Origin of the sequence: Mycobacterium sp. OAS707 (assembly GCF_014873705.1) — a bacterium.
Lineage (GTDB): Bacteria > Actinomycetota > Actinomycetes > Mycobacteriales > Mycobacteriaceae > Mycobacterium.
Window position 1 is genome coordinate 782,796 of the sequence record NZ_JADBDS010000003.1, and the last position, 23,022, is coordinate 805,817.

Sequence of the window (23,022 nt, forward strand, 5' to 3'; positions counted from 1 at the left end):
CCAATGCGCGCGATCGTGGCCGAAGCAGCCGATCAGCTCAGCTGGCAAGAAATCCCCGACATCGCACCGGAAACCGGCGAAGTCCTCATCAAAGTAAGTGCCGCTGGTGTCAACCGTGCGGACCTGCTGCAGGCCGCCGGGAACTATCCGCCCCCTCCCGGTGCCAGCCAGACACTCGGACTCGAGGTCTCCGGAACCGTCGCACAAGTGGGCAACGACGTGACCCAGTGGGCTGTCGGGCAACAAGTCTGCGCTTTGCTGGCAGGCGGCGGCTACGCCGAATTCGTCGCCGTCCCCGCCGGCCAGGTGATGCCGGTTCCCGACGGTGTTCCGCTGCCGCACGCCGCCGCGCTCCCCGAAGTGGCGTGCACCGTCTGGTCGAACCTCATCATGACCGCTGGTTTGGCGTCCGGCCAGCTGCTGCTGATCCACGGCGGCGCCAGCGGCATCGGCACGCACGGCATTCAGGTGGCCCGCGCGCTCGGCGCCAGGGTGGCCGTGACCGCAGGGGCACAGAACAAACTCGACCTGTGCGCCGAACTGGGAGCCGAGATCACCATCAACTACCGCGACGAGGACTTCGTCGAGCGGCTCCGCGGCGAAGGCGGAGCGAACGTGATCCTCGACATCATGGGGGCCAAGTACCTCGACCGCAACATCGATGCACTGGCCACCGGCGGGCGGTTGGTGATCATCGGGATGCAGGGCGGCGTCAAGGCCGAACTCAACATCGGCAAACTGCTCGGCAAACGAGCCGGTGTCATCGCCACAGCGTTGCGGTCTCGTCCGGTCAGCGGGCCGGGCAGCAAGAGTGAGATCGTCGCGGAGGTGATCGACAACGTCTGGCCGATGATCGCCGACGGCCAGGTGCGTCCGATCATCGGCGCCGAGTTCCCGATCGATCAGGCCAAGGCCGCGCATGAGCTGCTGGCCTCGGGCGAGGCGTCAGGGAAAATCCTTATGCGCGTTGGTGATTCAGCCTAGCGAGGCCAGCGCACGCACCAACTGATCGACCTCGGCAGTGGTCGTGTAGTGCGCCAAGCCGACGGTGACCGCACCACCGACATCGTTGACCCCGATGACATCGAGCACCCGCGAGCTGACATTGGAGACGGCCAGGATGCCGTTGTCGGCCAGTCGTTGCACTACCCGTTCGGCAGGCACGTCGCTGACCGCGAAGCTCAGCACCGGGATGTGTGTCTCCGGCCTTCCGATCACCATCACGGTGGACAGCGAACGCAATGAGGTCAACAGGTAGTCGAACACGCGGTTCATGTAAGTCGCCGCGGATTGCATTGAGAGCGAAAGTCGTTCGCGCCTCGATCCGCGCGCCGACTCATCCAGGCTTGCCAGGTATTCGATGCTGGCGACGACTCCCGCAAGCAGACCGAATTGGTGTGTGCCCACCTCCAGTCGCGCGGGACCGGTGGCGTACGGGTTCAGCGATACCGAGCTGAACGAGTCGATCAGCGACGGCTCGCGGAACACCAGCGCGCCGATCGGGGGGCCACCCCACGCCACCGCGTTCACCGCAACCACGTCGGCGTCGATCTCGTCGATGTCGATCAACCGGTACGGGGCGGCCGCAGAGTGATCGACGACCACCAGCCCGCCGCCGTCGTGCACCAGCTTCGTGACCGCCCGCAGATCGGTCACCGTGCCAAGCGTCGAAGAGGCCGACGAGATCGCGACCAACCGGGTCGACCGCGAGATCAGCCCCTCCCACTGCCAGGTCGGCAGTTCACCGGTTTCGATGTCGACTTCGGCCCACTTCACTTTGGCGCCATAGCGATTCGCCGCGCGCAGCCACGGTGCGATGTTCGCCTCGTCGTCGAGGCGGGTCACCACCACCTCGTATCCGAGACCGACCCGGGACGAGGACGCGTCGGCCAGCGACGTCAGCAGCACCGCACGATCGGCACCGAGCACCACGCCCCGCGGGTCCGCGTTGACCAGATCAGCGACGGCCTGGCGCGCGGCCTCCAGCACCGCCGCACTGCGTTGCGCCGACGGATGCGGTCCAACGGGCGTCGGCATCGAGCCACGGAACGCGGTCGACACTGCTCGGCCGACTGTGTCGGGCAGCAGCATGCCGTTCTGGGCGTCGAAATGCACCCAACCATCGCCCAAGGACGGGTGCAGACCGCGCACCCGGGCGACGTCGTATGCCATTCCAGCCCACCTTAGAGCGCCTGTGAATTCCACAAACCGACACAATCTTGGCGGATGCCCGGCCGTGCCCTGTCGCTGCCCATGCCGTGCCCGGACCGAGTCACCTGGGCAGCCATACTAGTGCAGTGAGCTTGGGGTTCGGAGTGCTAATTGCACTGTTGTTGCTGGTGATCCCCGGGGCAGTCGTCGCACGTGTTGGCCGGCTAACTTGGCCGGCCGCGGTCGTAGTCGGTCCTGCACTGACCTACGGCACAGTGGCGTTGGCCATCGTTCCGTTTGGCGCACTTGGCGTCCCGTGGAACGGATGGACGGCACTGTTTGCTCTGGCGATCGTTACGGGTATTGCGTGGTGTTTGCGGATCGTGCTCGGCCGTGTTCGCGACGTCGATGCCGAGGCCCTGGCGGTCGCCCGCGGACCCGCACTGGTGGTGGCGGCAGGCGTCCTGGTGGGCGCCTTGCTGATCGCGTTGGCAGCGGTTCGGGGGATGCCGAACTGGCAGTCCATTCCGAGTAACTGGGATTCGGTGTGGCACGCCAACACGATTCGCTTCATCGTCGACACCGGCCAGGCCTCGCCGACGCACATGGGCGAGTTGCGCAACGTCGAGACGCGCGAAGCGCTGTACTACCCGTCGACGTTTCACGCTCTCGCGGCGGTGTTCAGTCAGCTCACCGGTTCGGCACCCACCACCGCCTACACGCTGAGTTCACTGGCCGCCTCGATCTGGTTGTTTCCGGTCAGCGCCGCGGCGCTGACGTGGCGGATGCTGCGCACCCGCACCGACGCATGGCGTACGGCGGGCGCCGCTGCCACCGCAGCGGCGCTGTCGGCATCGTTCACCGCGCTGCCCTACATCGAGTTCGACGTTGCGTCTATGCCCAACCTCGCCGCCTACGGCATCGCGATCCCGACGATGGTGTTGGTGGTGTCGTCGCTGCGACACCGGGATCGCATGCCGCTCGCAGTGCTGGCGCTGCTCGGTGTGTTCTCCGTGCACATCACCGGCGGAGTGGTGACGGTTCTGTTCGTGGCCGCCTGGTGGCTGTTCGACGCGCTGTGGCGGCCGGTCCGCGGCCGCGTGGCCGACTTCGTCAACCTGTTGCTCATCGCCGCCCCAACCGTGGTGCTGTTGCTGCCACAGTTTCTCGGCGTGCTGCAGCAGGCAGAGATCATCGTCGGGCACGCGTTCGTCACCCACGAGGGTAAGAAGCGGGGCTTGTTCGACGCCGTCGTGCAGCACACCCGTCACCTCAACGACTTCCCGATCCAGTGGGTGCTGATCATCCTGGCGGCCGTCGGAGCGATCGTGCTGATCGTGCGGAGGGTGTGGTGGCCGCTGGCCATCTGGTGCCTGCTGGTCGTGGCGATCGTGCACTCGTCGGCGCCGTTTCGGCTGGGGCCGGTCGGCCCGATCATCGGAAAGTTCGCCGACCTGTTCTACAGCGATCCCCGCCGGCTGTCGGGGGTCATCACGATGCTGCTGTACGGGGCGGTCGGCATAGCCGTGTTCACGCTGGCGTCGTTTGTCGTCGCAGGGGCGCGCCGGGTGGTCAAGCGCGGCGATCAACGGGCCTGGCACGCGGCGACGGCCGCCATCTGTGTGGCCGTCAGCATCGGCATCGGGCTCGCGTATCTACCGCGGGCCCAATTTCTGTTCGGCGAGAAGTACGACCGGGTGATGGTCGATGCCAAGGACCTGCAGGCATGGGCGTATCTGGCCACGCTGCCGGGCGCGCATGACACCCTGATCGCCGATGCGAACACCGACGGCACCGCGTGGATGTACGCCGTCGCCGACCTGCATCCGCTGTGGACGCACTACGACTATCCGGTTCAGCAGGGCCCGGGCTTTCACCGGTTCATCATCTGGGCCTATGCCGACGACGCCGACACCGACCCGCGCGTTGCCGAGGCGGTCAAGGCGCTCAACATCCGGTACGTGGTCACCAGCACACCGGTGGTCCGCGGGTTCGTGATGCCCGACGGACTAGTGTCGCTAGATAGGTCACGGTCGTGGGAGAAGATCTACGACAACGGCGAGGCCCGCATCTACGAGTGGCGCGGCATTGAGCACTAGCGAAGAGCAGAAGACCGGAGAGGAAAAATGACGGCCAATCCCGACGACGACAACATCGAAATCATCGGCGGCGAACCCCGCGCGATGTCCGATGACGATGCCGACGGCAAGTCGTTGACCGATCTGGTTGAGCAGCCTGCCAAGGTGATGCGGATCGGCACGATGATCAAGCAGCTGTTGGAGGAAGTGCGCGCGGCACCGCTGGACGACGCCAGCCGCAACCGGCTGCGCGACATCCACCGCACCAGCATTCGCGAGCTCGAGGACGGACTCGCGCCAGAACTTCGCGACGAGCTCGAGCGGCTCACGCTGCCGTTCACCGAGGACGGCGTCCCGTCCGATGCCGAACTGCGGATCGCACAGGCCCAGCTGGTCGGCTGGCTCGAAGGGTTGTTCCACGGCATCCAGACCGCGTTGTTCGCCCAGCAGATGGCGGCCCGTCAGCAGTTGGAGCAGATGCGCCAGGGCGCGCTGCCGCCCGGCGTGGGCGTGCCCGGCCAGCGCGGCGGCGGGACTGGTCAGTACCTGTAGGTCACGTGGTCCACATCGAGACCCACAACGCGTGGGTGGAGTTCCCGATCTTCGACGCCAAGACGCGGTCGCTGAAGAAGGCATTCCTGGGGAAGGCCGGCGGCGCGATCGGACGCAACGAATCCAATGTCGTTGTCATCGAGGCGTTGCGTGACATCACGATGTCGCTCGAACTCGGCGACCGAGTTGGTCTCGTCGGACACAACGGCGCAGGCAAGTCGACGCTGCTGCGGCTGCTGTCCGGCATCTACGAACCGACCCGCGGCGTGGCTTCGGTGACGGGCAGGGTGGCGCCCGTGTTCGACCTCGGCGTCGGGATGGACCCGGAGATCTCTGGGTTCGAGAACATCATCATCCGCGGGCTTTTCCTCGGTCAGACGCGAAAGCAGATGCTGGCCAAGGTCGATGAGATCGCGGAGTTCACCGAACTCGGCGACTACCTTTCGATGCCGCTGCGCACCTACTCGACCGGCATGCGGGTGCGGTTGGCGATGGGTGTGGTCACCAGCATCGACCCCGAGATCCTGCTGCTCGACGAGGGTATCGGCGCTGTGGACGCCGAATTCCTCAAGAAGGCCCAGACCCGGCTGCAAGGTCTCGTCGAGCGATCCGGAATCCTGGTGTTCGCAAGCCATTCCAACGAATTTCTCGCCCGCCTCTGCAAGACCGCGATGTGGATCGACCACGGCACCATCAAGATGACCGGCGGCATCGAGGACGTCGTGCGCGCCTACGAGGGTGAGGACGCGGCCCGACACGTACGAGAGGTGTTGGAAGAGAACGCCCGAGAACGTGCACATGACTGAGTCGATATGCGCAGTGGTCGTCACGCATCGACGACCCGATGAACTCGCGAAATCCCTTGACGCGGTTACCGCCCAGACCCGGGCACCTGATCACCTGGTGGTTGTCGATAACGACGACGACCCTCGGGTGCGCGAGATCGTCGACGGCCAGCCGGTCGCGTCAACCTATCTCGGATCGCGCCGAAACCTCGGTGGCGCAGGCGGTTTCGCGCTGGGCATACTGCACGCGCTGGCGCTTGGCGCGGACTGGGTATGGCTGGCCGACGACGACGGCCGTCCGGCCGACTCCCAGGTGCTGGCCACGCTGCTGGCGTGCGCTGAAACGTACGGGCTGGCCGAGGTGTCGCCGATGGTGTGCGACATGGATGACCCGCGACGGCTGGCGTTTCCGTTGCGCAGGGGCCTGGCGTGGCGGCGATGGGTCAGTGAATTGAGCACGGGCACCGAAGATGTGCTGCCCGGCATCGCGTCGTTGTTCAACGGCGCGCTGTTTCGCGCAGCGACGCTGGAGGCGATCGGGGTTCCGGATCTTCGATTGTTCGTGCGCGGCGACGAGGTAGAGATGCACCGCCGTCTGGTCCGGTCCGGGCTGCCATTCGCCACCTGCCTGAACACGGTGTACCTGCATCCGCACGGCAGTGATGAGTTCAAGCCGATCCTCGGTGGCCGGATGCACACCCAGTACCCCGACGACGCCTCGAAGCGATTCTTCACGTATCGGAACCGTGGTTATCTGATGTCGCAGCCTGGCATGCGGAAACTGTTGCCGCAGGAATGGATCCGCTTCGGCTGGTACTTCCTGGTGTCGCGGCGTGACCCGGCAGCCCTGTGGGAGTGGATTCGGTTGCGGCGCTTGGGTCGTCGCGAGAGATTCGAAAGGCCTGGCTCTTGACGTTCACCGATGCGGCGGCGCAGTCGCGCACGATGAATCGCGCGTGGGGTGACCTCGTCGCGGGATTCGGCAAGCGTGAGCTGTGGCTGCACCTTGGCTGGCAGGACATCAAGCAGCGGTACCGGCGTTCGGTGCTCGGCCCGTTCTGGATCACGATCGCGACGGGTGCTACCGCGATCGCGATGGGCCTGCTGTACTCGAAACTGTTCAAGCTGCCGCTCGCCGAGCATCTTCCTTACGTGACGCTGGGCCTGATCATCTGGAATCTGATCAACGCCTCGATCCTCGAGGGCGCCGAGGTGTTCGTCGCCAATGAGGGCCTCATCAAACAACTTCCGACACCGCTGAGCGTGCACGTCTATCGGCTGGTGTGGCGCCAAGTCATCCTGTTCGCCCACAACATCATCATCTTCGTCGTCATCGCGATCATCTTTCCCAAACCGTGGAAATGGACCGATCTTGCCGTCATCCCAGCCCTTGGCCTGATCGTGCTGAACATGGTTTGGGTGTCGATCTGCTTCGGCATCTTGGCCACGCGCTATCGCGATATCAGCCCGTTGTTGTTCAGCCTTGTGCAGTTGTTGTTCTTCATGACGCCGATCATCTGGAACGAGTCCACGCTGCGGCAGCAGGGCGCGGGTTCGTACGCCAGGATCGTCGAACTCAACCCGCTACTGCACTACCTCGACATCGTGCGGGCCCCGCTGCTGGGCGCCGATCAGGAATTGCATCACTGGGTGATCGTGGTGGTGCTGACCGTAATTGGGTGGATGTTCGCCGCGTTGGCGATGCGCCAGTTTCGCGCGCGCGTGCCGTACTGGGTTTAGACCCGGCTCGGCTCCCACGCGGTGGGCTGCGGAATCCACCGCGGCACGTGACGCAAGTATTCGTCGTAGTCCGCGCCGAACCGCCGGCGTAGGTGGGGTTCTTCTATCCCCCGAATCGCGATCAGTACGCAGGTGAAGAAGAACGCGAACCAGCCGAACAGCCACGGCGACGCGGTGGCGATCGCAGTGCCGAGCTGAATGCAGAACACGCCCGTCATCATCGGATTGCGCACGTGTCGATACGGGCCGCGGACAACCAGTTTGGTTGGTGACCCGATGGCCAGGGTGCCCTCACCGACGCGGTCGAACAGCACGACAGTCCACACCAACATCGCCAGGCCGCCTGCGATCAGTACGGCGCCTGCGATGGCCAATGTCAGGCCCTTGGCGGTGCTCAGATCCGGGGCGTGCGTATCCGTGGCCGACGCGATCGCCCACGGAATGAAGACCGTCATCATCGCCGGTGCCAGCAGTACCGAAAGCAGATGCCGCCACCAGAGCCGTCGTCTTGCCATTTCGGGTGCCTCCTTCTTCAACAGTCGCTGAAGAAGACGGTACGCTTGGAGTTCGGTAAACGTCAACAGGCGTTGAAGTACGCTGCTCGGCATGGCTGAACTGCGGCGAACGGGCCGATGGCGGACGGGCCAGCAGAGCAAGCAGCGCATCATCGAGGTGGCCCGCGAGCACTTCAAGCACGGTTATGAGAAGGCGACCGTGCGCGGAATCGCCGCCGACGCCGGCGTCGACGTCGCGATGGTCTACTACTTCTTCGATAACAAGGAAGGCCTGTTCAACGCCGCCGTCATCGACATCCCAGAGCACCCACTGCACCAATTGGCCGAACTGCTCGACGATCAGGGCCGAGACGGGATCGGCACGCGCCTTGTCCGGCGCTTCATCGAACGCTGGGATGAAGGCGATACCTTCGAGCCGCTACTGACCGTGTGGCGGTCGGCGACGGTACATCCCTTGGCGCGCAAGCTACTTCACGATGCATTGGCAGGCCCAGTCGCTGAACGGGTCGCGACGGAGTTCGGTGTCGCTGACGCCGTGCTGCGCGTCGAATTGGTCGCCTCGCATCTGATGGGGTTGGCGTTCGCGCGTTACCAGCTGCAGATCGAACCGATGGCGTCCGCTGATATCGATGAGCTCGTCGCGTGGGTGGGTCCAACCGTGCAGCGGTACCTGACGGGTCCGACATCTTTGGGCCCGGAGGTGTAGTTATCCCCAGGTTCGAATTCATCCACAGGTTGGCGTCGAGAGTGCTTGTTGCCGAGCCGAATTGACGGCGGATTCGGAAGAATTGAGGTGTGTTCGAAGAGTGTGGTGATGGCGAGTTGCTTGATCTGATGGGTGATGCCCAGCAGGTCGAGCGGGCCGCGTCGGCTCAGCGGTTGCTGGCCATCGGCCAGTACACGGTGCGTCGGATCGCTGAGCAGACCGATGAACACAACTTCTGGGCGGTCGATGGCTGGGAGCAGATCGCCGCGGAGATCAGCGCGCAGTTGGGCATCAGCCGCAAACGCGCGTCGTCGCAGATGAGCGACGGGCAAAGCCTGATCGAACGCCTGCCCAAACTGGCCGAGGTGTTCGCCGCAGGGCAGGTGGATTTGCGGGTGATCGCGGCCGCCATTTACCGCACCGATTTGATCATTGACGAGGCCGCGTTGGCGAGCGTTGATGCGCAGTTGGCGGACAAGGCGCCGGGCTGGAACAAGCTCTCGCGCGAGAGGGTCGCCGAGTTGGTCGACTGGATGGTCATCGCTGCCGACCCCGAGGCGATCCGGGTCGCCAAACAGGCCGACGCCGATCGCCATATCGCGGTGCGCCCCGGCGCCAACGGGTCCGCCGAAATCTATGGCCAGGTCCGCGGCCCCGATGCCGCGGTCTTCGACACCGCGTTAGACGAACTAGCGGCCACGGTGTGCCCGGATGATCCACGCACCCACAAACAGCGCCGCACCGACGCACTGACACCGCTGGCCGCCCGCGCAATGAACATGGCGTGTCTGTGCGGGTCCCCGGACTGCCCCGCCACCGGTGCCGCCACCCCGGCTAATCCGGTGGTGATCAATGTGATCGCCGAGGCCGCCACCGTCGCCGGCACCAGTAGCAAGCCGGGGTATCTGCCTGGCTATGGCGCGGTGCCCGCGGCCACAGTCGCCGAGTTGGCCAACAGCGCCTCGGTGCGCCCGGTACCCACCGCCAAAGACCTGGCCGCTGAACCCCATTACCGCCCGTCGGCGGCACTGACGCGGTTCATTCAGTCCCGGGATCTGACGTGCACGTTCCCCGGGTGTGATCAACGGGCGGTGGGTTGCGACATCGACCACAGCGTGCCCTACCCGCACGGCCCGACGCATCCGTCGAACACCGGCTTGAAGTGCCGGATTCATCATCTACTCAAAACGTTCTGCGGCTGGGCCGACTCCCAACGTCCGGATGGCACCGTCGTGTGGACCTCACCGCGCGGGCGCACCTACACCACCGCCCCGGCCGGGGCGCGGTTCTTCCCCCAGCTCGCCACACCCACCGAAACACTGACCCTGCCCAACAGCCCACCGCCCGACCCGAACCGCGACCTGGCGATGCCCCAACGCAAACGCACCCGAACCCAAGACCGCGCCTACCGCATCGACTACGAACGCGCCCAAAACCGCGCCCGCTACGCAGCCGACCCACCACCCTTCTAAGCGAGTCGGATCGAGGAAGGCTTCCTTGATCTCCGGACCCGGCTGGCGCCAACGCGGCAACAAGCATTATCGAAAGCAAGGATTCGGCCGCGTGCACTGCTCTAGTTAGCTAGGCTCCACGCCGTGCTGGATCGACTGCGACGGCTCGCAGGCGGCACATCGCGGCGCTCGCTGGAGCGCGCGGCCGCCGACGGCGACATCGAAGCCATGTATCGCCTAGGCCACCTGTGTCTCGAGGAGCCCAAGGCCGATGTCAGCATCGTGCGTACCTGGTGGGAGCGCGCGGCAGCGGCTGGTCACTGCGGCGCAATGTACGACCTCGGGTGGCTTCACGAGGAGTTGCTGGAGCCGCCAGATCTCGATGGTGCCTGCCATTGGTACGGGCGGGCGGCCGACGCCGGTGACATCGAGGCCATGCGCGCGCTCGGCCTCATCTACGGCCACGTCATGAACCCTCCAGACTCCGACTCCGCGCGGCAATGGTTTCACCGGGCCGCTGATGCAGGCGACGCCGACGCGATGAACATGCTCGGCCTCATCTACGCCCAAGAGACGAATCCTCCCGACCTAGCGGCGGCACGCCACTGGTGGGAACGCGCCGCCGCCGGCGGTCACGGCGAGGCCATGAACCAACTGGGCGCGCTCCATATGAGGATGGAGCCCCCAGATCTGGAGATGGCTCGGCACTGGTACACGCGCGCCGCCGAGACAGGCACCACCAAGGCCATGACGAATCTCGGCGAGGTGTGTGGCTGGCTGATCGAGCCACCGGATCTCGACACCGCGCGACACTGGCTTCAACGCGCAGCCGAGGCCGGCGACGGCAGGGCCATGTTCAGACTGGGCGCCCTCTACGCGACGCAGATTCAACCGCTCGATTTGGCGACGGCACGCCACTGGTGGGAACGCGCTGCAGCCGGGGGCTACAGCGATGCGATGAACCAACTCGGGGTGATCTGCGAGCAGCAGACGGAGTCGCAGGATCTCGAAAGCGCCCGCCAATGGTATGAGCGCGCAGCCACTGCCGGGAACGCTACGGCCGCGGGCAACCTCGGTAGGCTCGCCGCGACATCGACGCCGCCTGACGTCGAAGCAGCGCGCCGTTGGTACACGCAAGCCGCCGATGCAGGCGACGCCGACGCGATGAACATGCTCGGCCTCATCTACGCCCAAGAGACGAATCCTCCCGACCTGGAGGCGGCACGCCACTGGTGGGAACGCGCCGCCGCCGGCGGTCACGGCGAGGCCATGAACCAACTGGGCGCGCTCCATATGGGGATGGAGCCCCCAGATCTGGAAACGGCTCAACACTGGTACGCGCGCGCCGCCGAGGCAGGCACCACCAACGCCATGACGAATCTCGGCGAGGTGTGTGGCTGGCTGATCGAGCCACCGGATCTCGACACCGCGCGACACTGGCTTCAACGCGCGGCCGAGGCCGGTGACGGCAGGGCCATGTTCAGACTGGGCGCCCTCTACGCAACGCGGTTAGAGCCACCAGATTTCGCGATGGCGCGGCACTGGTACACCCAGGCCGCAGATGCCGGCGTCGCCGACGCGATGAATGCCCTCGGGACGATTTACGCGTCATCGGCACCGCCCGACTACGAGAGCGCACGCCGGTGGTTCGAGCGCGCCGCCGAGACCGGGCACCACGAGGCGCTGAACAACCTCATCACCATTCACTTCCGGTCGAGGCATGACTACGACTTGCCAGCAGCGCGACCACTTTTCGAGCGGGCCGCCGAGGCCGGACACCGCGGCGCGATGTACTGGCTCGGGATGGTGTGGGCGTATCACGTGGACCCACCCGATTTGGATCTGGCACGCCAATGGTTCGAACGGTCGGCAGAGGCGGGACACAGCGGTGCAATGACCGCGCTCGGAGATATGTTCGCGCAGTTGATGAATCCGCCGAATCTCGTTGCCGCCCGACAGTGGTACCAGCGCGGCAGCGCCGCCGGTGATCGCGGCGCGATGCACAACCTGGAGGTGCTGTTCGGGGATACCACGCAGGCTCCCGCGGGCTGGGGTGTGAGTCCGCCGAACGACGAAGAGATAGACAAGATGGTCGACTGGGTTCACGAACACGGTGTCGTTGTCGGCGAAGCGATCGAGTTCTCGTTCGTCGCCCTTCTCGAGTTCGGTGATTCACCTGAGCGTACCGACGAAGCGGCGGGAAGGGTTGTGCTCGACAAGATCTGCCGTCGCATCGTGGACGAATTCCCGCTGGCGCTTCCGACTCCGGACGCCGAATTGACACGGGTCTTACAAGGGACGATCGACGATGCGGGCGAATGGATTTGGACCCACCGCGAATCATCGGGGTCGCTGACACCGCAGCAGCGCGAGACGCTGCACAGCCGCACAGCCGAATTGCTATCGCGTCTCCAAGTCCTGACGTCGATCCTCGCGCGTGACGAGCAGATTCTCGAATCGTCCGGCCGGGCCTAGAGCATCCGCTCGCAAGCGCGAAAGCCGGGTCGTCAACGCTCGATCGTGTTAGTTCGGTCATCTGCTCGGTCAACGCCAGCGCGGCGATGGCTCACCGGCGCGGGGGCTCAAGGCCTATCGTCACGTTGATCCGGTTCCACGCATTGATGGTGACTGCCATCGCGATGACCTGACCGAGCTCGCGTTCGGTGAAAACCGCTGCGGCCCTTGCATACACCTCATCGGAGACGTGGCCGTTGCTCAGCTCGGTGACGGCTTCCGTCAGCGCCAGCGCCGCCCGCTCACGCTCGGTGTACAAATCGCCCGCTTCCTGCCAGGCAGCCAGCACGTCCAGCTTCTGATCGCTGACGCCATGCTTGCGCGCGTCGCGGGTGTGCATGTCGAGGCAGAACGCGCAGTGGTTGATCTGCGAGGCACGGATCTTGATCAGCTCGCCGAGCTCCGGCTCGACATCCTTGGCAGCCGCGGTGCTCAGCGCCATCATCGCCTCGTACAGCTCCGGCGACGTCTTGTAGATCTTCAGGCGGGTGGTGGGCAGGTTGTCCAGTGTCGTTGTCATGCCTCAACGCTAACGACGAAAGTCCCATCTACATGGTTCAATTCCGCTATGAATTCATGGGCCAATTCGGGGAGTCGCGATCTGCACCTCGATCTGCGCCAGACGATCAACCCGGGCTCCCGCGGGGTACGCGACCTGCTGCTCAGCGCCTTGCGCGACGCCGTACGGTCAGGCCGGTTGGCCCCCGGCACCATGCTGCCTCCGTCGCGCAGCCTGGCCACCGATCTCGGATTGGCCCGCAACACCGTGGCGGAGGTCTACGCCGAACTGGTCGCCGAAGGCTGGCTCGGATCGCGCCAGGGCGCGGGCACCTGGGTGCTCAACGTCGGTGCGACCGGGGGCCCCGCCACACCGCGCGGCGTTCGCGTGGTGCCGAACCACAACCTGATGCCGGGATCGCCTGATGTGTCGGAGTTTCCGCGCGCCCAATGGGTCGCCGCCACGCGCCGGGCCCTGACCAATGCCCCCACCGAGGCGCTGCGGATGGGCGATCCCCGCGGACGGCCCGAGCTGCGCGACGCGCTCGCCGAATACGTCGCCCGGGCGCGGGGCGTGCGGACATCACCTGAGACCATCGTGATCTGCGCCGGTGTCAGACATGCGGTCGAATTGTTGACGCGCGTGGTCGGCAGCCCCATTGCCGTCGAGGCCTACGGACTCCATTTCTTTCGCGATGCCATCACCGCTCTCGGGGTGTCGACAGTACCGATCGGCCTCGACGAAAACGGCGCTGTGATAAGCGATCTCGACGACGTGGATGTGTCGGCCGTGCTGCTCACCCCCGCTCATCACAATCCGCAGGGCATGCCGCTGCATCCGTCGCGGCGCACCGCCGTCATCGAATGGGCACAGCGCACCGACGGCTACATATTCGACGACGACTACGACGGCGAGTTCCGCTACGACCGCCAGCCGGTCGGCGCTCTACAAGCGCTGTGCCCCCAACGGGTCGCCTACCTGGGGTCGACCAGCAAGAGCATGGCGCAGACGATGCGACTCGGCTGGATGGTGCTGCCCGAGGAACTCGTCGACCCGGTGATCGACGCCGCAGGCGGCGCACAGTTCTACGTCGACGCCATCAACCAGCTCACGATGGCCGACTTCATCACCAGCGGCCAGTACGACCGCCACATCCGCAGGATGCGAATGCGCTACCGCAGACGTCGCGACGCGCTCGTCGACGCGCTCGCCGGGTTCGACGTCGGGATCAGCGGCCTGGCCGCGGGGGTCAACGTGCTGCTGACCCTGCCCGACGGAAGCGAGCCAGAGGTGCTGCGGCGGTCCGGCGAGGCAGGCATCACCCTGCAAGGCCTATCGCGGATGCGCCACCCACACGCCGGTCCGCAGACTCCCGCCCGCGATGGCATCATCGTCGGCTTCGCCGCCCCCGCCGAGCACGCGTTCGGTCCAGCAGTCGATGCGCTCTGTGGCGTGCTGCGGGCCAGCGGGCTGGCAAAGTAGTCGGCATGATCGCGCAGCGCCGCCAGCTCCGGCGAGCCGCGCCGTGACCGATCCCCCGGCTCCGTTTCCGCGGTGGCTGCGCGCATTGCTGTGCCTGGGGGCTTCGGTGTGCTTCTTCGCATTGCTTGTCGCGGTCGCGTACAACATCCGCGAAGGCGGCGACGCGCTCTGGCTCGACGACGCGATCGCTCGGCATGTGCCGCCTCACATCGCGCCCCACCGGACCCGGCTAGCGGAGAGGTTGACCCAGATCGGATCGCCGGCGTTCATCATCCCTGCCACCTTCGTCGCAGCGCTGATCAGCGCCATCGTGCGCCGATCGTTCTGGACCGGCATCGTTGTGATCGCAACGGTGGGTCTGGTGGGGATTGGCAGCACTGTCGGAAAGCAGGTGATCACTGCCGCCCACCCGCACTTGGTGGAGAAGATGCAAATCGGGCTGCAGCACACCTTTCCGTCCGGTCACGTGGCGTCGGCCTTGTCGCTGATCGGCATCGTGGCCATTGCGTGCGGCGCGAAGCCGCGACATCTGCTCGTTTGGGTGGGCATCGCGATCGTCACCGCGACCGTCGCCGCGACGCGCATCTACCTCGGCGTGCATTGGTTCTCAGACACGCTTGGTGGCGTATTCCTCGGTTGCAGCGCCGTATTTGCCGGCGCCGCGCTGTTGCCCGATCGGCCCAGACCCCGAGCCGGCCAGGGTTGATCGCTACGCTGCCCGGGTGGCCGAGCCCCCGATGTCGCCGAACCTGACCCTGAAGACCCAGGCGTGGCGGTTCATCGTGACCGGCGGATTCTCCGCGATCGTCGACTACGGGCTCTACGTCGGGTTGCACGCGCTGGGCCTTCAGCGCGACCTCGCCAAGATCCTGAGCTTTATTGCCGGCACCACTACGGCCTACGTCATCAATCGACGCTGGACATTCCAAGCGCCCCCCAGCACGGCCCGATTCATCGCCGTCGTCGTGCTCTACGCGCTCACGTTCGTCGTACAGGTGGGCATCAACCATGTCCTGTACACGGCATGGGCCGACAAGTCGTGGGGTGTGCCGGTGGCATTCGTGATCGCCCAGGGCACCGCGACGGTGATCAACTTCATCGTCCAGCGGGCGGTCATATTCCGGCTGCGCTGAGCCCCAGACGCCAGGCGGTACCCTCGTCACGATGTTTGAGAACCTCCCGACGACCGCGCGTGCCCTGACGGGCTTCGGGCGCACCGCCCCGTCCGTCGCGCAGGTTCTCGCCACCCCCGACGTCGAACTGATCGCCAAGGCCGTCCGCGAAGCCGCCGATCCCAGTGCGTCGAGCCCGTCCTTCCTGCGGCGCGGCATCCTGGCCCGCGGACTCGGCCGCTCCTACGGCGACCAGGCCTGCAACGGCGGCGGCCTCGTCATCGACATGACCGCGCTCAACAAGATCCATTCGATCAGCGCCGAGTCGGCGGTGGCCGACGTCGATGCAGGCGTCAGCCTCGACCAACTGATGAAGGCCGCGCTGCCGTTCGGACTGTGGGTCCCGGTGCTGCCCGGCACCAGGCAGGTCACCGTCGGCGGGGCAATCGCCTCCGACATCCACGGCAAGAATCACCACAGCGCGGGCAGCTTCGGCAACCACGTGCTGTCGCTGGACCTTCTGATGGCCGACGGCGAAGTGCACACCATCACGCCCGACGGCCCCGACAGCGACCTGTTCTGGGCAACCGTCGGCGGCAACGGCCTGACGGGAATCGTGCTGCGGGCCAGCATCGCCATGACCCGAACCGAGACCGCGTACTTCATCGCCGACGGCGTGGCCACCAAGGACCTCGAAGAGACGGTGGCCGTCCATCTCGACGGCAGCGAAGACAAATACACCTACTCGAGCGCGTGGTTCGACCTCATCAGCCCGCCGCCGAAACTGGGCAGGGCCGCAGTCAGCAGGGGCAGCCTCGCGACGCTGGACCAGCTGCCGCCCAAGCTGGCGAAGAACCCGCTGAAATTCGATGCACCGCAACTGCTCACGGTGCCCAACGTCTTTCCGGTCAGCGCCATGAACAAGCTGTCGTTCATGGCGATCGGCGAGGTGTACTACCGCCTCGGCGGAACGTACAGCGGCAAGATCATGAACCTGTCGCAGTTCTACCACATGCTTGATCTGGTCAGCGGGTGGAACAACGCTTACGGCCCAACGGGTTTCGCGCAGCATCAGTTCCTCGTACCGCCCGACGCGCTCGACGAGTTCAAGGCCATCATCCGGTGGATTCAGACGCGCGGCCACTACTCGGCACTCAATGTTTTCAAGCTGTTCGGCCCCGGCAACCGCGCGCCGTTGAGCTTTCCGATGGCCGGGTGGAACGTCGCGATGGACTTCCCGAACAAACCCGGGGTCAACGAGTTCCTCAACGAACTCGACGACCGCGTCATGCAATTCGGCGGCCGCGTCTACACCGCGAAGGACTCCAGGGTGAGCGCCGACAGGTTCCACAAGATGTATCCCCGTATTGACGAGTGGATTGCGCTGCGCCGCAAGGCCGACCCGAACGGCGTCTTCGCATCCGACATGGCCCGACGCTTGGAGCTGCTCTAGATGGTGCTTGACGCCGTAGGCAACCCCCAGACCATCCTGCTGCTCGGCGGCACGTCCGAGATCGGGCTGGCCATTTGCGCGCGTTATCTGCGCAATGCCCACGCTCGCATCGTGCTGGCCGACCTGCCGGACCACCCGCGCAAGGACGAAGCCGTCGCCGCGATGAAAGAGGCCGGTGCCAAGTCCGTCGACTGGATCGACTTCGACGGCACCGAAACCGAGAACCATCCGAAGGTCATCGACGCCGCGGCGGCCGGTGGCGACATAGATGTGGCGATCGTCGCGTTCGGTCTGCTCGGCAATGCCGAAGAGCTGTGGCAGAACCAGCGCAAGGCCGTACAGATCGCCGAGATCAACTACACCGCAGCGGTTTCCGTCGGCGTACTGCTCGGCGAGAAGATGAAGGCGCAAGGCTTCGGGCAGATCATCGCGATGAGCTCGGCAGCCGGTGAGCGAGTGCGCCGGTCCAACTTCGTCTACGGGTCCACCAAGGCCGGCCTCGACGGGTTCTACCTCGGTCTCGGAGAAGCGTTGCGCGAGTTCGGGGTTCGGGTGCTGGTGATCAGGCCCGGGCAGGTGCGCACCAGCACCACCATCGCGCACTGGAAATCGACAGGCGCCAAGGAAGCGCCGTTCACCGTCGACAAGGAGTACGTCGCCGAGTTGGCGGTCACGGCATCGGCCAAGGGCAAGGAACTGGTATGGGCGCCGGGGGCGTTCAGGTACGTGATGATGGTGTTGCGACACATTCCGCGGCCCATCTTCCGCAAGCTCCCCATCTGATGCGCGGCCCGCTGGCCGTTCTCGGCCAGATGACGGTCGCGGTCGTCGTGGCGGTGGCGGTTGCGGCGATCTCGCTCGCCGCGATAGCGCGGGTGGAGTGGCCCGCCTACAACTCATCTAACCAGTTGCATGCGTTGACCACTGTCGGCCAATTCGGTTGCCTGGCAGGCATCTTCGCTAGCGGATGGGTGTGGCGCCGCGGACGGCGACTGCTCGCGAGGGCAGGTGCCGTGGTGTTCCTGTCGGCGTTCGCGGTCGTCACTCTCGGGATGCCACTCGGTGCGACCAAGCTCTATCTGTTCGGCATCTCGGTGGATCAGCAATTCCGCACCGAGTACCTGACCCGACTGGCCGACACCGCCGCCCCGCACGACATGACCTATTACGGTCTGTCGCCGTTCTATCCGCCGGGCTGGTTCTGGCTGGGCGGGCGGCTCGCGGCGCTGACGGGCACCCCCGCATGGGAGATGTTCAAGCCGTGGGCCATCACGTCGATCGCGATCGCCGTTGTGCTCGCTTTCGTGTTGTGGGCCAGCATGATTCGTTTCGAGTACGCGCTGATCGTCTCGACAGCCACGACCGCCGCGGCGCTGGCATACTCACCGGCAGAGCCCTACTCGGCGATCATCGCCGTGCTGCTACCGCCGGTGTTCGTCCTCGCCTGGTCGGGGCTCCGGGGGGCGACTCGCGGTGGTGGCTGGGCTGCCGTCATCGGCGTCGGCGTCTTCCTTGGTGTCGCCGCGCTGTTCTACACACTGCTGTTCGGGTTCGCCGCGTTCACGCTGGCAATCATGGGCCTGCTCCTCGCGGTCGCGCGGCGACGGCTGGAGCCATTGGTCAGGCTCGTCGTCATCGCCGTCATCGCAGGCGCCATCGCACTGATCGGTTGGGGTCCGTATGTGATGGCCGCGATCAACGGCCATCCCGCCGATTCCGGCACCGCGCAGCACTATCTGCCCGCCGACGGCGCGGAACTGTCCTTCCCGATGCTGCAGTTCACCCTTCTCGGCGGGCTCTGCATGGTCGGCACGCTGTGGCTCGCGGTCCGCGCCCGTTCCTCGACCCGCGCCGGGGCACTGGCGATCGCGGTGCTGGCCGTCTACGCGTGGTCGCTGCTGTCGATGCTGACCACACTCGCCCGCACGACGCTGTTGTCGTTCCGGCTGCAGCCGACACTGACGGTGCTGCTCGCCGCCGCAGGCGCATTCGGGTTCGTCGAGGCGACACTCGCGATCGCCAGCAGATACCGACCGGAAGTCGGCAGGCGGGTCGTCGCCGCGGCGGCGGTCCTCGGCGCTGCGGGCGCACTCGGGTTCACCCAGGACATTCCGAACGTGCTGAAGCCAGACATCGTCGTCGCGTACACGGATACCGACGCCGACGGCCACCGCGCGGATCGCAGGCCGCCGGGGGCCGAGCAGTACTACCGCGAGATCGACGCGAAGATCCAGGCGACGACGGGGCAGCCGCGCAACCAAACCGTCGTGCTCACGGCGGACTACAGCTTCCTGTCCTACTACCCCTACTACGGGTTCCAAGGACTGACGTCGCATTACGCCAATCCGCTCGCCCAGTTCGACGAGCGGGCCAAGGCGATTGAAAGCTGGGCCACGCTCACCAACGCCGACCAGTTCATCACCGCCCTGGACAAGCTGCCGTGGAGGCCGCCGACGGTGTTCTTGATGCGCCGCGGCGCCAATGACACCTACACGCTGCGGTTGGCCGCCGACGTCTACCCGAACCAGCCCAATGTCCGCCGCTACCACGTCACCCTGGACAAGGCGCTCTTCACCGACCCGCGGTTCGCCGTGACCGACATCGGGCCCTTCGTGCTGGCGATCAGGAAGTCGTGATGGCCACAGAAGCCCCGCCACACACCGGCCAATTACCATCAACCCCCGTGACCGCTGCGGGCAACCATCGCATCGCGCGGCTCATTGCCATCGTCGCCGGGCTGCTCGGTGCCGCGCTCGCGATCGCCACCCCGTTGCTTCCGGTCACCCAGACCACCGCGCAGCTCAACTGGCCGCAGAACGGTGTGCTGCAGAGCGTCAACGCGCCGCTGATCGGATACGTCGCCACCGACCTGGACATCTCGGTGCCGTGCAGCGCGGCCGCCGGGCTGACCGGCCCAGGCAAGACCGTGCTGCTTTCGACGGTGCCCAAGCAGGCACCGAAGGCGGTCGACCGCGGGCTACTCATCGAGCGGGTCAACAACGACCTGCTCGTCATCGTCCGCAACACGCCGGTGGTCAGCGCCCCGCTGACTCAGGTGCTCAGCCCCTCCTGTCGAGAGCTCACGTTCACCGCGCACGCCGACAAGGTCACCGGTGAGTTCGTCGGCCTGGTGACGCCGCACGATTCCGACAACCCGGGCAAGCCGTTGCGCGGCGAACGCAGCGGTTATGACTTCCGCCCGCAGATCGTCGGCGTCTTCACCGATCTGGCAGGCCCCGCGCCCCCGGGCCTGAAGTTCTCCGCGACCATCGACTCCCGCTACAGCAGTTCGCCGACGCTGCTGAAAATGCTGGCGATGATCGTCGGCGTCGCGATGACCGTGCTCGCGCTCGGCGCGCTGCACGTACTCGACGCCGCCGACGGCAGACGGGTCAAGCGATTCCTGCCCCAGCGCTGGTGGTCGGCGACCCCGCTGGACGGCGTGGTGACCGCCGTCCTGGTGTGGTGGCATTTCGTAGGCGCCAACACATCTGACGACGGCTACATCCTGACCATGGCCCGGGTGTCGGAGCACGCCGGTTACATGGCCAACTACTACCGGTGGTTCGGCACCCCGGAAGCGCCCTTCGGCTGGTACTACGACCTGCTGGCGCTGTGGGCGCATGTCAGCACCAACAGCGCCTGGGTGCGACTGCCGACGCTGGTGATGGCGCTGACGTGCTGGTGGCTGATCAGCCGCGAGGTCATCCCCCGACTCGGCCACGCGGTCAAGACCAGTCGGGCCGCGGCATGGACGGCCGCGGGCATGTTCCTGGCGTTCTGGCTGCCGCTGAACAACGGGCTGCGCCCGGAACCGATTATCGCCCTTGGCATTCTGCTGACCTGGTGCTCGGTCGAACGGGGCGTAGCCACCAACCGGATGCTGCCGGTGGCCATCGCGATCATCATCGGCGCGCTGACGCTGTTCTCCGGTCCCACGGGCATCGCCGCCGTCGGCGCCCTGCTCGTTGCCGTCGGTCCGCTGAAAACCATTGTGGCGCGGCATACTTCGCGGTTCGGCTACCTGGCCCTGCTGGCGCCGATCCTGGCTGCCTGCACGGTGACGATCATCCTGATCTTCCGCGACCAGACGCTGATCGGAGAGGTCCAGGCCAGCACCTTCAAGTCCGCAGTCGGCCCGAGCCTGAGCTGGTTCGACGAACACATCCGCTACGAGCGGCTGTTCACCACCAGCCCCGACGGGTCGGTGGCCCGCCGGTTCGGTGTGCTTACTCTGCTGCTGGCGCTGGCCGTTTCGGTGGCAATGTCGTTGCGCAAGGGCCGGATTCCCGGCACCGCGCTCGGGCCCAGCAGGCGCATCGTCGGCATCACGATCATCTCGTTCCTCGCGATGATGTTCACCCCCACCAAGTGGACCCACCACTTCGGCGTGTTCGCCGGGCTCGCAGGATCGCTCGGAGCATTGGCCGCGGTGGCCATCACGGCATCGGCGATGAAGTCGCGCCGCAACCGGGCGGTGTTCGCCGCCACGGTGCTGTTCGTGATGGCATTGTCGTTCGCCACCGTCAACGGCTGGTGGTACGTCTCCAACTTCGGTGTGCCGTGGTCGAATCAGTTCCCGGAGTGGCATTTCGGCTTCACCACATTCCTGCTCGGCCTATCTGTGCTGGCGCTCTTGGTCGCGGCGTGGTTCCACTTCTCCGGCCGTGACGAATCCCCGCCGACCCAACGCCGGTGGCAGCGAATTGTGCAGAGCCCGTTGGCAATTGCGACCTGGGTGCTGGTCATCTTCGAAGTGCTGACCCTGACACTAGGGATGACGCAACAGTTCCCGGCGTGGAGCAACGGCCGATCCAACCTCGAGGCGCTCACCGGCAAGACCTGCGGGCTGGCCAACGACGTGATGGTCGAACAGGATCCCAACGCCGGACTGCTGCCTCCCATCGGCGTGCCCGTGGGCGAGGCGCTTGGTCACGTCACGGCAGAAGGCTTCGGCCCCAACGGCATTCCCGGGGATGTGTCCGCCGACCCGGTGATGGAGTCTCCCGGCACCTCCAACTTCGCAGACACCGAGACCGGAACCCTGAGCGCCAACGAGGCCGGCACAGAGGGCGGCACGACAGCGGCCGCGGGGGTCAACGGCTCGAAGGCCCGGCTGCCGTACAACCTCGACCCCACCCGCACTCCGGTGATGGGCAGCTGGCGGCCCGGCACCCAGCAGCCCGCGGTGTTGCGCTCCGCGTGGTACCGGCTGCCGCCCCGCGACCAAGCGGGCCCGCTGCTCGTTGTCTCGGCCGCAGGGCGCTTCGATCCGGGCGAGGTCGTCGTGCAATGGGCCAACGATCAACAGGCGGCCAAGGGCGAGCCGGCGGGCGGAGTCGGGTTCGCCGACGTCGGCTCGGCACCCGCCTGGCGCAACCTGCGGGCACCGATGGCCGCGATTCCGCGCGACGCCACCCAGGTGCGGCTGGTCGCCACCGACGACGACCTCAACCCGATGCACTGGATCGCCGTCACCCCGCCGCGGATCCCCCACCTGCGCACGCTGCAGGACGTCGTCGGCTCACAGGACCCGGTGCTCCTCGACTGGCTCGTCGGCATGGCGTTCCCCTGCCAGCGGCCGTTCGGCCATCAGTACGGCGTCGTCGAGGTGCCGAAGTGGCGCATCCTGCCCGACCGGTTCGGCGCGGAAGCCAACTCGCCGGTGATGGACAACCTCGGCGGCGGCCCGCTCGGCATCACTGAACTGCTGCTGCGGCCCACCACGGTGCCGACCTATCTGCGCGACGACTGGTTCCGCGACTGGGGCGCGCTGCAGCAGCTCACGCCGTACTACGCCAACGCCCAACCAGCACGGCTCGATCTCGGTTCGGCAACTCGCAGCGGACTCTGGAGCCCGGCGCCGCTGCGTCATTAGGCACACCCAGCGCCCAAACTGCGGCCAGATCGCGAACTCGCGCAAAATCACGATCTCACCGCAGTCTCGCGGAGCCCGGCCACGCGTCGACAACCAACAAAGGTCC

At 66.1% G+C, this 23,022-nt stretch carries 19 protein-coding genes; 16 read left to right on the forward strand and 3 right to left on the reverse strand.

Translation table 11 applies throughout. The annotated features are described in order from the left end of the window. Positions 1-3 precede the first annotated feature (3 nt). Positions 4-984, forward strand: a complete 981-nt coding sequence (locus GGC64_RS22060) for an NAD(P)H-quinone oxidoreductase (RefSeq protein ID WP_192724644.1) — start codon at positions 4-6, stop codon at positions 982-984. On the opposite strand, the gene GGC64_RS22065 is transcribed toward GGC64_RS22060, so the two are convergent. Then, the gene (locus GGC64_RS22065; RefSeq protein ID WP_192724645.1) at positions 976-2,172 is read right to left on the reverse strand and encodes a cysteine desulfurase-like protein; all 1,197 of its coding nucleotides are present in this window, start codon (positions 2,170-2,172) and stop codon (positions 976-978) included. The two genes, GGC64_RS22060 and GGC64_RS22065, sit on opposite strands and share 9 nt — an antisense overlap. A 125-nt stretch (positions 2,173-2,297) precedes the next feature. Here GGC64_RS22065 and GGC64_RS22070 point away from each other — a divergent pair, with 125 nt between their 5' ends. The 5 genes from GGC64_RS22070 to GGC64_RS22090 are packed head-to-tail and all read left to right on the forward strand — an operon-like array spanning position 2,298 to position 7,306. After that, on the forward strand, positions 2,298-4,250 hold the full coding sequence (locus GGC64_RS22070) for a DUF6541 family protein (RefSeq protein ID WP_192724646.1): 1,953 nt from the start codon (positions 2,298-2,300) through the stop codon (positions 4,248-4,250). 27 nt (positions 4,251-4,277) lie between these two features. Further along, a complete protein-coding gene (locus GGC64_RS22075) occupies positions 4,278-4,781 on the forward strand; it encodes a bacterial proteasome activator family protein (RefSeq protein WP_192724647.1) in 504 nt (167 codons plus the stop codon). Positions 4,782-4,786: 5 nt separating this feature from the next. Beyond that, complete coding sequence (locus GGC64_RS22080) at positions 4,787-5,587, forward strand: ABC transporter ATP-binding protein (protein ID WP_192724648.1); 801 nt, start codon at positions 4,787-4,789, stop codon at positions 5,585-5,587. Next, a complete protein-coding gene (locus GGC64_RS22085; RefSeq protein ID WP_192724649.1) occupies positions 5,580-6,479 on the forward strand; it encodes a glycosyltransferase in 900 nt (299 codons plus the stop codon). The genes GGC64_RS22080 and GGC64_RS22085 overlap by 8 nt, the downstream gene beginning before the upstream one ends. After that, positions 6,476-7,306, forward strand: coding sequence for an ABC transporter permease (locus GGC64_RS22090; protein WP_192724650.1), 831 nt, complete (start codon positions 6,476-6,478; stop codon positions 7,304-7,306). The genes GGC64_RS22085 and GGC64_RS22090 overlap by 4 nt, the downstream gene beginning before the upstream one ends. Here GGC64_RS22090 and GGC64_RS22095 read toward each other — a convergent pair. Then, positions 7,303-7,821, reverse strand: coding sequence for an isoprenylcysteine carboxylmethyltransferase family protein (locus GGC64_RS22095; protein ID WP_192724651.1), 519 nt, complete (start codon positions 7,819-7,821; stop codon positions 7,303-7,305). The genes GGC64_RS22090 and GGC64_RS22095 overlap by 4 nt on opposite strands. Before the next feature lie 91 nt (positions 7,822-7,912). On the opposite strand from GGC64_RS22095, the gene GGC64_RS22100 reads away from it, so the two are divergent. From GGC64_RS22100 to GGC64_RS22110, 3 genes are all read left to right on the forward strand, one after another. After that, the gene (locus GGC64_RS22100; protein WP_192724652.1) at positions 7,913-8,527 is read left to right on the forward strand and encodes a TetR family transcriptional regulator; all 615 of its coding nucleotides are present in this window, start codon (positions 7,913-7,915) and stop codon (positions 8,525-8,527) included. An 89-nt stretch (positions 8,528-8,616) separates the two neighbouring features. Beyond that, positions 8,617-9,999 (forward strand): HNH endonuclease signature motif containing protein, encoded by a 1,383-nt coding sequence (locus GGC64_RS22105; protein WP_192724653.1) that lies wholly within the window; start codon positions 8,617-8,619, stop codon positions 9,997-9,999. Between the two features lie 123 nt (positions 10,000-10,122). Further along, entirely contained in the window at positions 10,123-12,453 is a 2,331-nt protein-coding gene (locus GGC64_RS22110; protein WP_192724654.1) for a tetratricopeptide repeat protein, read from the forward strand. A 91-nt stretch (positions 12,454-12,544) separates the two neighbouring features. On the opposite strand, the gene GGC64_RS22115 is transcribed toward GGC64_RS22110, so the two are convergent. Beyond that, complete coding sequence (locus tag GGC64_RS22115) at positions 12,545-13,012, reverse strand: carboxymuconolactone decarboxylase family protein (RefSeq protein WP_192724655.1); 468 nt, start codon at positions 13,010-13,012, stop codon at positions 12,545-12,547. A gap of 48 nt (positions 13,013-13,060) precedes the next feature. On the opposite strand from GGC64_RS22115, the gene GGC64_RS22120 reads away from it, so the two are divergent. The 7 genes from GGC64_RS22120 to GGC64_RS22150 are packed head-to-tail and all read left to right on the forward strand — an operon-like array spanning position 13,061 to position 22,916. Next, positions 13,061-14,473: a PLP-dependent aminotransferase family protein gene (locus GGC64_RS22120; protein WP_192724656.1), complete on the forward strand. Its 1,413-nt coding sequence runs from the start codon at positions 13,061-13,063 to the stop codon at positions 14,471-14,473. Between the two features lie 43 nt (positions 14,474-14,516). Continuing rightward, positions 14,517-15,179 carry a phosphatase PAP2 family protein gene (locus tag GGC64_RS22125; RefSeq protein ID WP_192724657.1) on the forward strand — a complete coding sequence of 221 codons (663 nt, stop codon included), beginning with the start codon at positions 14,517-14,519 and terminating at the stop codon, positions 15,177-15,179. Between the two features lie 31 nt (positions 15,180-15,210). Beyond that, positions 15,211-15,606 carry a GtrA family protein gene (locus GGC64_RS22130; RefSeq protein ID WP_192725232.1) on the forward strand — a complete coding sequence of 132 codons (396 nt, stop codon included), beginning with the start codon at positions 15,211-15,213 and terminating at the stop codon, positions 15,604-15,606. A gap of 31 nt (positions 15,607-15,637) precedes the next feature. Then, entirely contained in the window at positions 15,638-17,038 is a 1,401-nt protein-coding gene (locus tag GGC64_RS22135; protein WP_192724658.1) for an FAD-binding oxidoreductase, read from the forward strand. Then, positions 17,039-17,821, forward strand: a complete 783-nt coding sequence (locus GGC64_RS22140; RefSeq protein WP_192724659.1) for a decaprenylphospho-beta-D-erythro-pentofuranosid-2-ulose 2-reductase — start codon at positions 17,039-17,041, stop codon at positions 17,819-17,821. After that, entirely contained in the window at positions 17,821-19,674 is a 1,854-nt protein-coding gene (locus GGC64_RS22145; protein ID WP_192724660.1) for a galactan 5-O-arabinofuranosyltransferase, read from the forward strand. The genes GGC64_RS22140 and GGC64_RS22145 overlap by 1 nt, the downstream gene beginning before the upstream one ends. After that, positions 19,674-22,916 carry an arabinosyltransferase domain-containing protein gene (locus tag GGC64_RS22150; RefSeq protein WP_192724661.1) on the forward strand — a complete coding sequence of 1,081 codons (3,243 nt, stop codon included), beginning with the start codon at positions 19,674-19,676 and terminating at the stop codon, positions 22,914-22,916. The genes GGC64_RS22145 and GGC64_RS22150 overlap by 1 nt, the downstream gene beginning before the upstream one ends. The last annotated feature ends 106 nt before the right edge of the window (positions 22,917-23,022 follow it).

Coding starts and splice junctions, on each gene's coding strand:
- GGC64_RS22060 (WP_192724644.1), top strand. CDS start 4: ATGCGCGCGATCGTGGCCGAAGCAGCCGATCAGCTCAGCTGGCAAGAA.
- GGC64_RS22065 (WP_192724645.1), bottom strand. CDS start 2,172: ATGGCATACGACGTCGCCCGGGTGCGCGGTCTGCACCCGTCCTTGGGC.
- GGC64_RS22075 (WP_192724647.1), top strand. CDS start 4,278: ATGACGGCCAATCCCGACGACGACAACATCGAAATCATCGGCGGCGAA.
- GGC64_RS22085 (WP_192724649.1), top strand. CDS start 5,580: ATGACTGAGTCGATATGCGCAGTGGTCGTCACGCATCGACGACCCGAT.
- GGC64_RS22095 (WP_192724651.1), bottom strand. CDS start 7,821: ATGGCAAGACGACGGCTCTGGTGGCGGCATCTGCTTTCGGTACTGCTG.
- GGC64_RS22100 (WP_192724652.1), top strand. CDS start 7,913: ATGGCTGAACTGCGGCGAACGGGCCGATGGCGGACGGGCCAGCAGAGC.
- GGC64_RS22115 (WP_192724655.1), bottom strand. CDS start 13,012: ATGACAACGACACTGGACAACCTGCCCACCACCCGCCTGAAGATCTAC.
- GGC64_RS22120 (WP_192724656.1), top strand. CDS start 13,061: ATGAATTCATGGGCCAATTCGGGGAGTCGCGATCTGCACCTCGATCTG.
- GGC64_RS22130 (WP_192725232.1), top strand. CDS start 15,211: ATGTCGCCGAACCTGACCCTGAAGACCCAGGCGTGGCGGTTCATCGTG.
- GGC64_RS22135 (WP_192724658.1), top strand. CDS start 15,638: ATGTTTGAGAACCTCCCGACGACCGCGCGTGCCCTGACGGGCTTCGGG.
- GGC64_RS22140 (WP_192724659.1), top strand. CDS start 17,039: ATGGTGCTTGACGCCGTAGGCAACCCCCAGACCATCCTGCTGCTCGGC.
- GGC64_RS22145 (WP_192724660.1), top strand. CDS start 17,821: ATGCGCGGCCCGCTGGCCGTTCTCGGCCAGATGACGGTCGCGGTCGTC.
- GGC64_RS22150 (WP_192724661.1), top strand. CDS start 19,674: ATGGCCACAGAAGCCCCGCCACACACCGGCCAATTACCATCAACCCCC.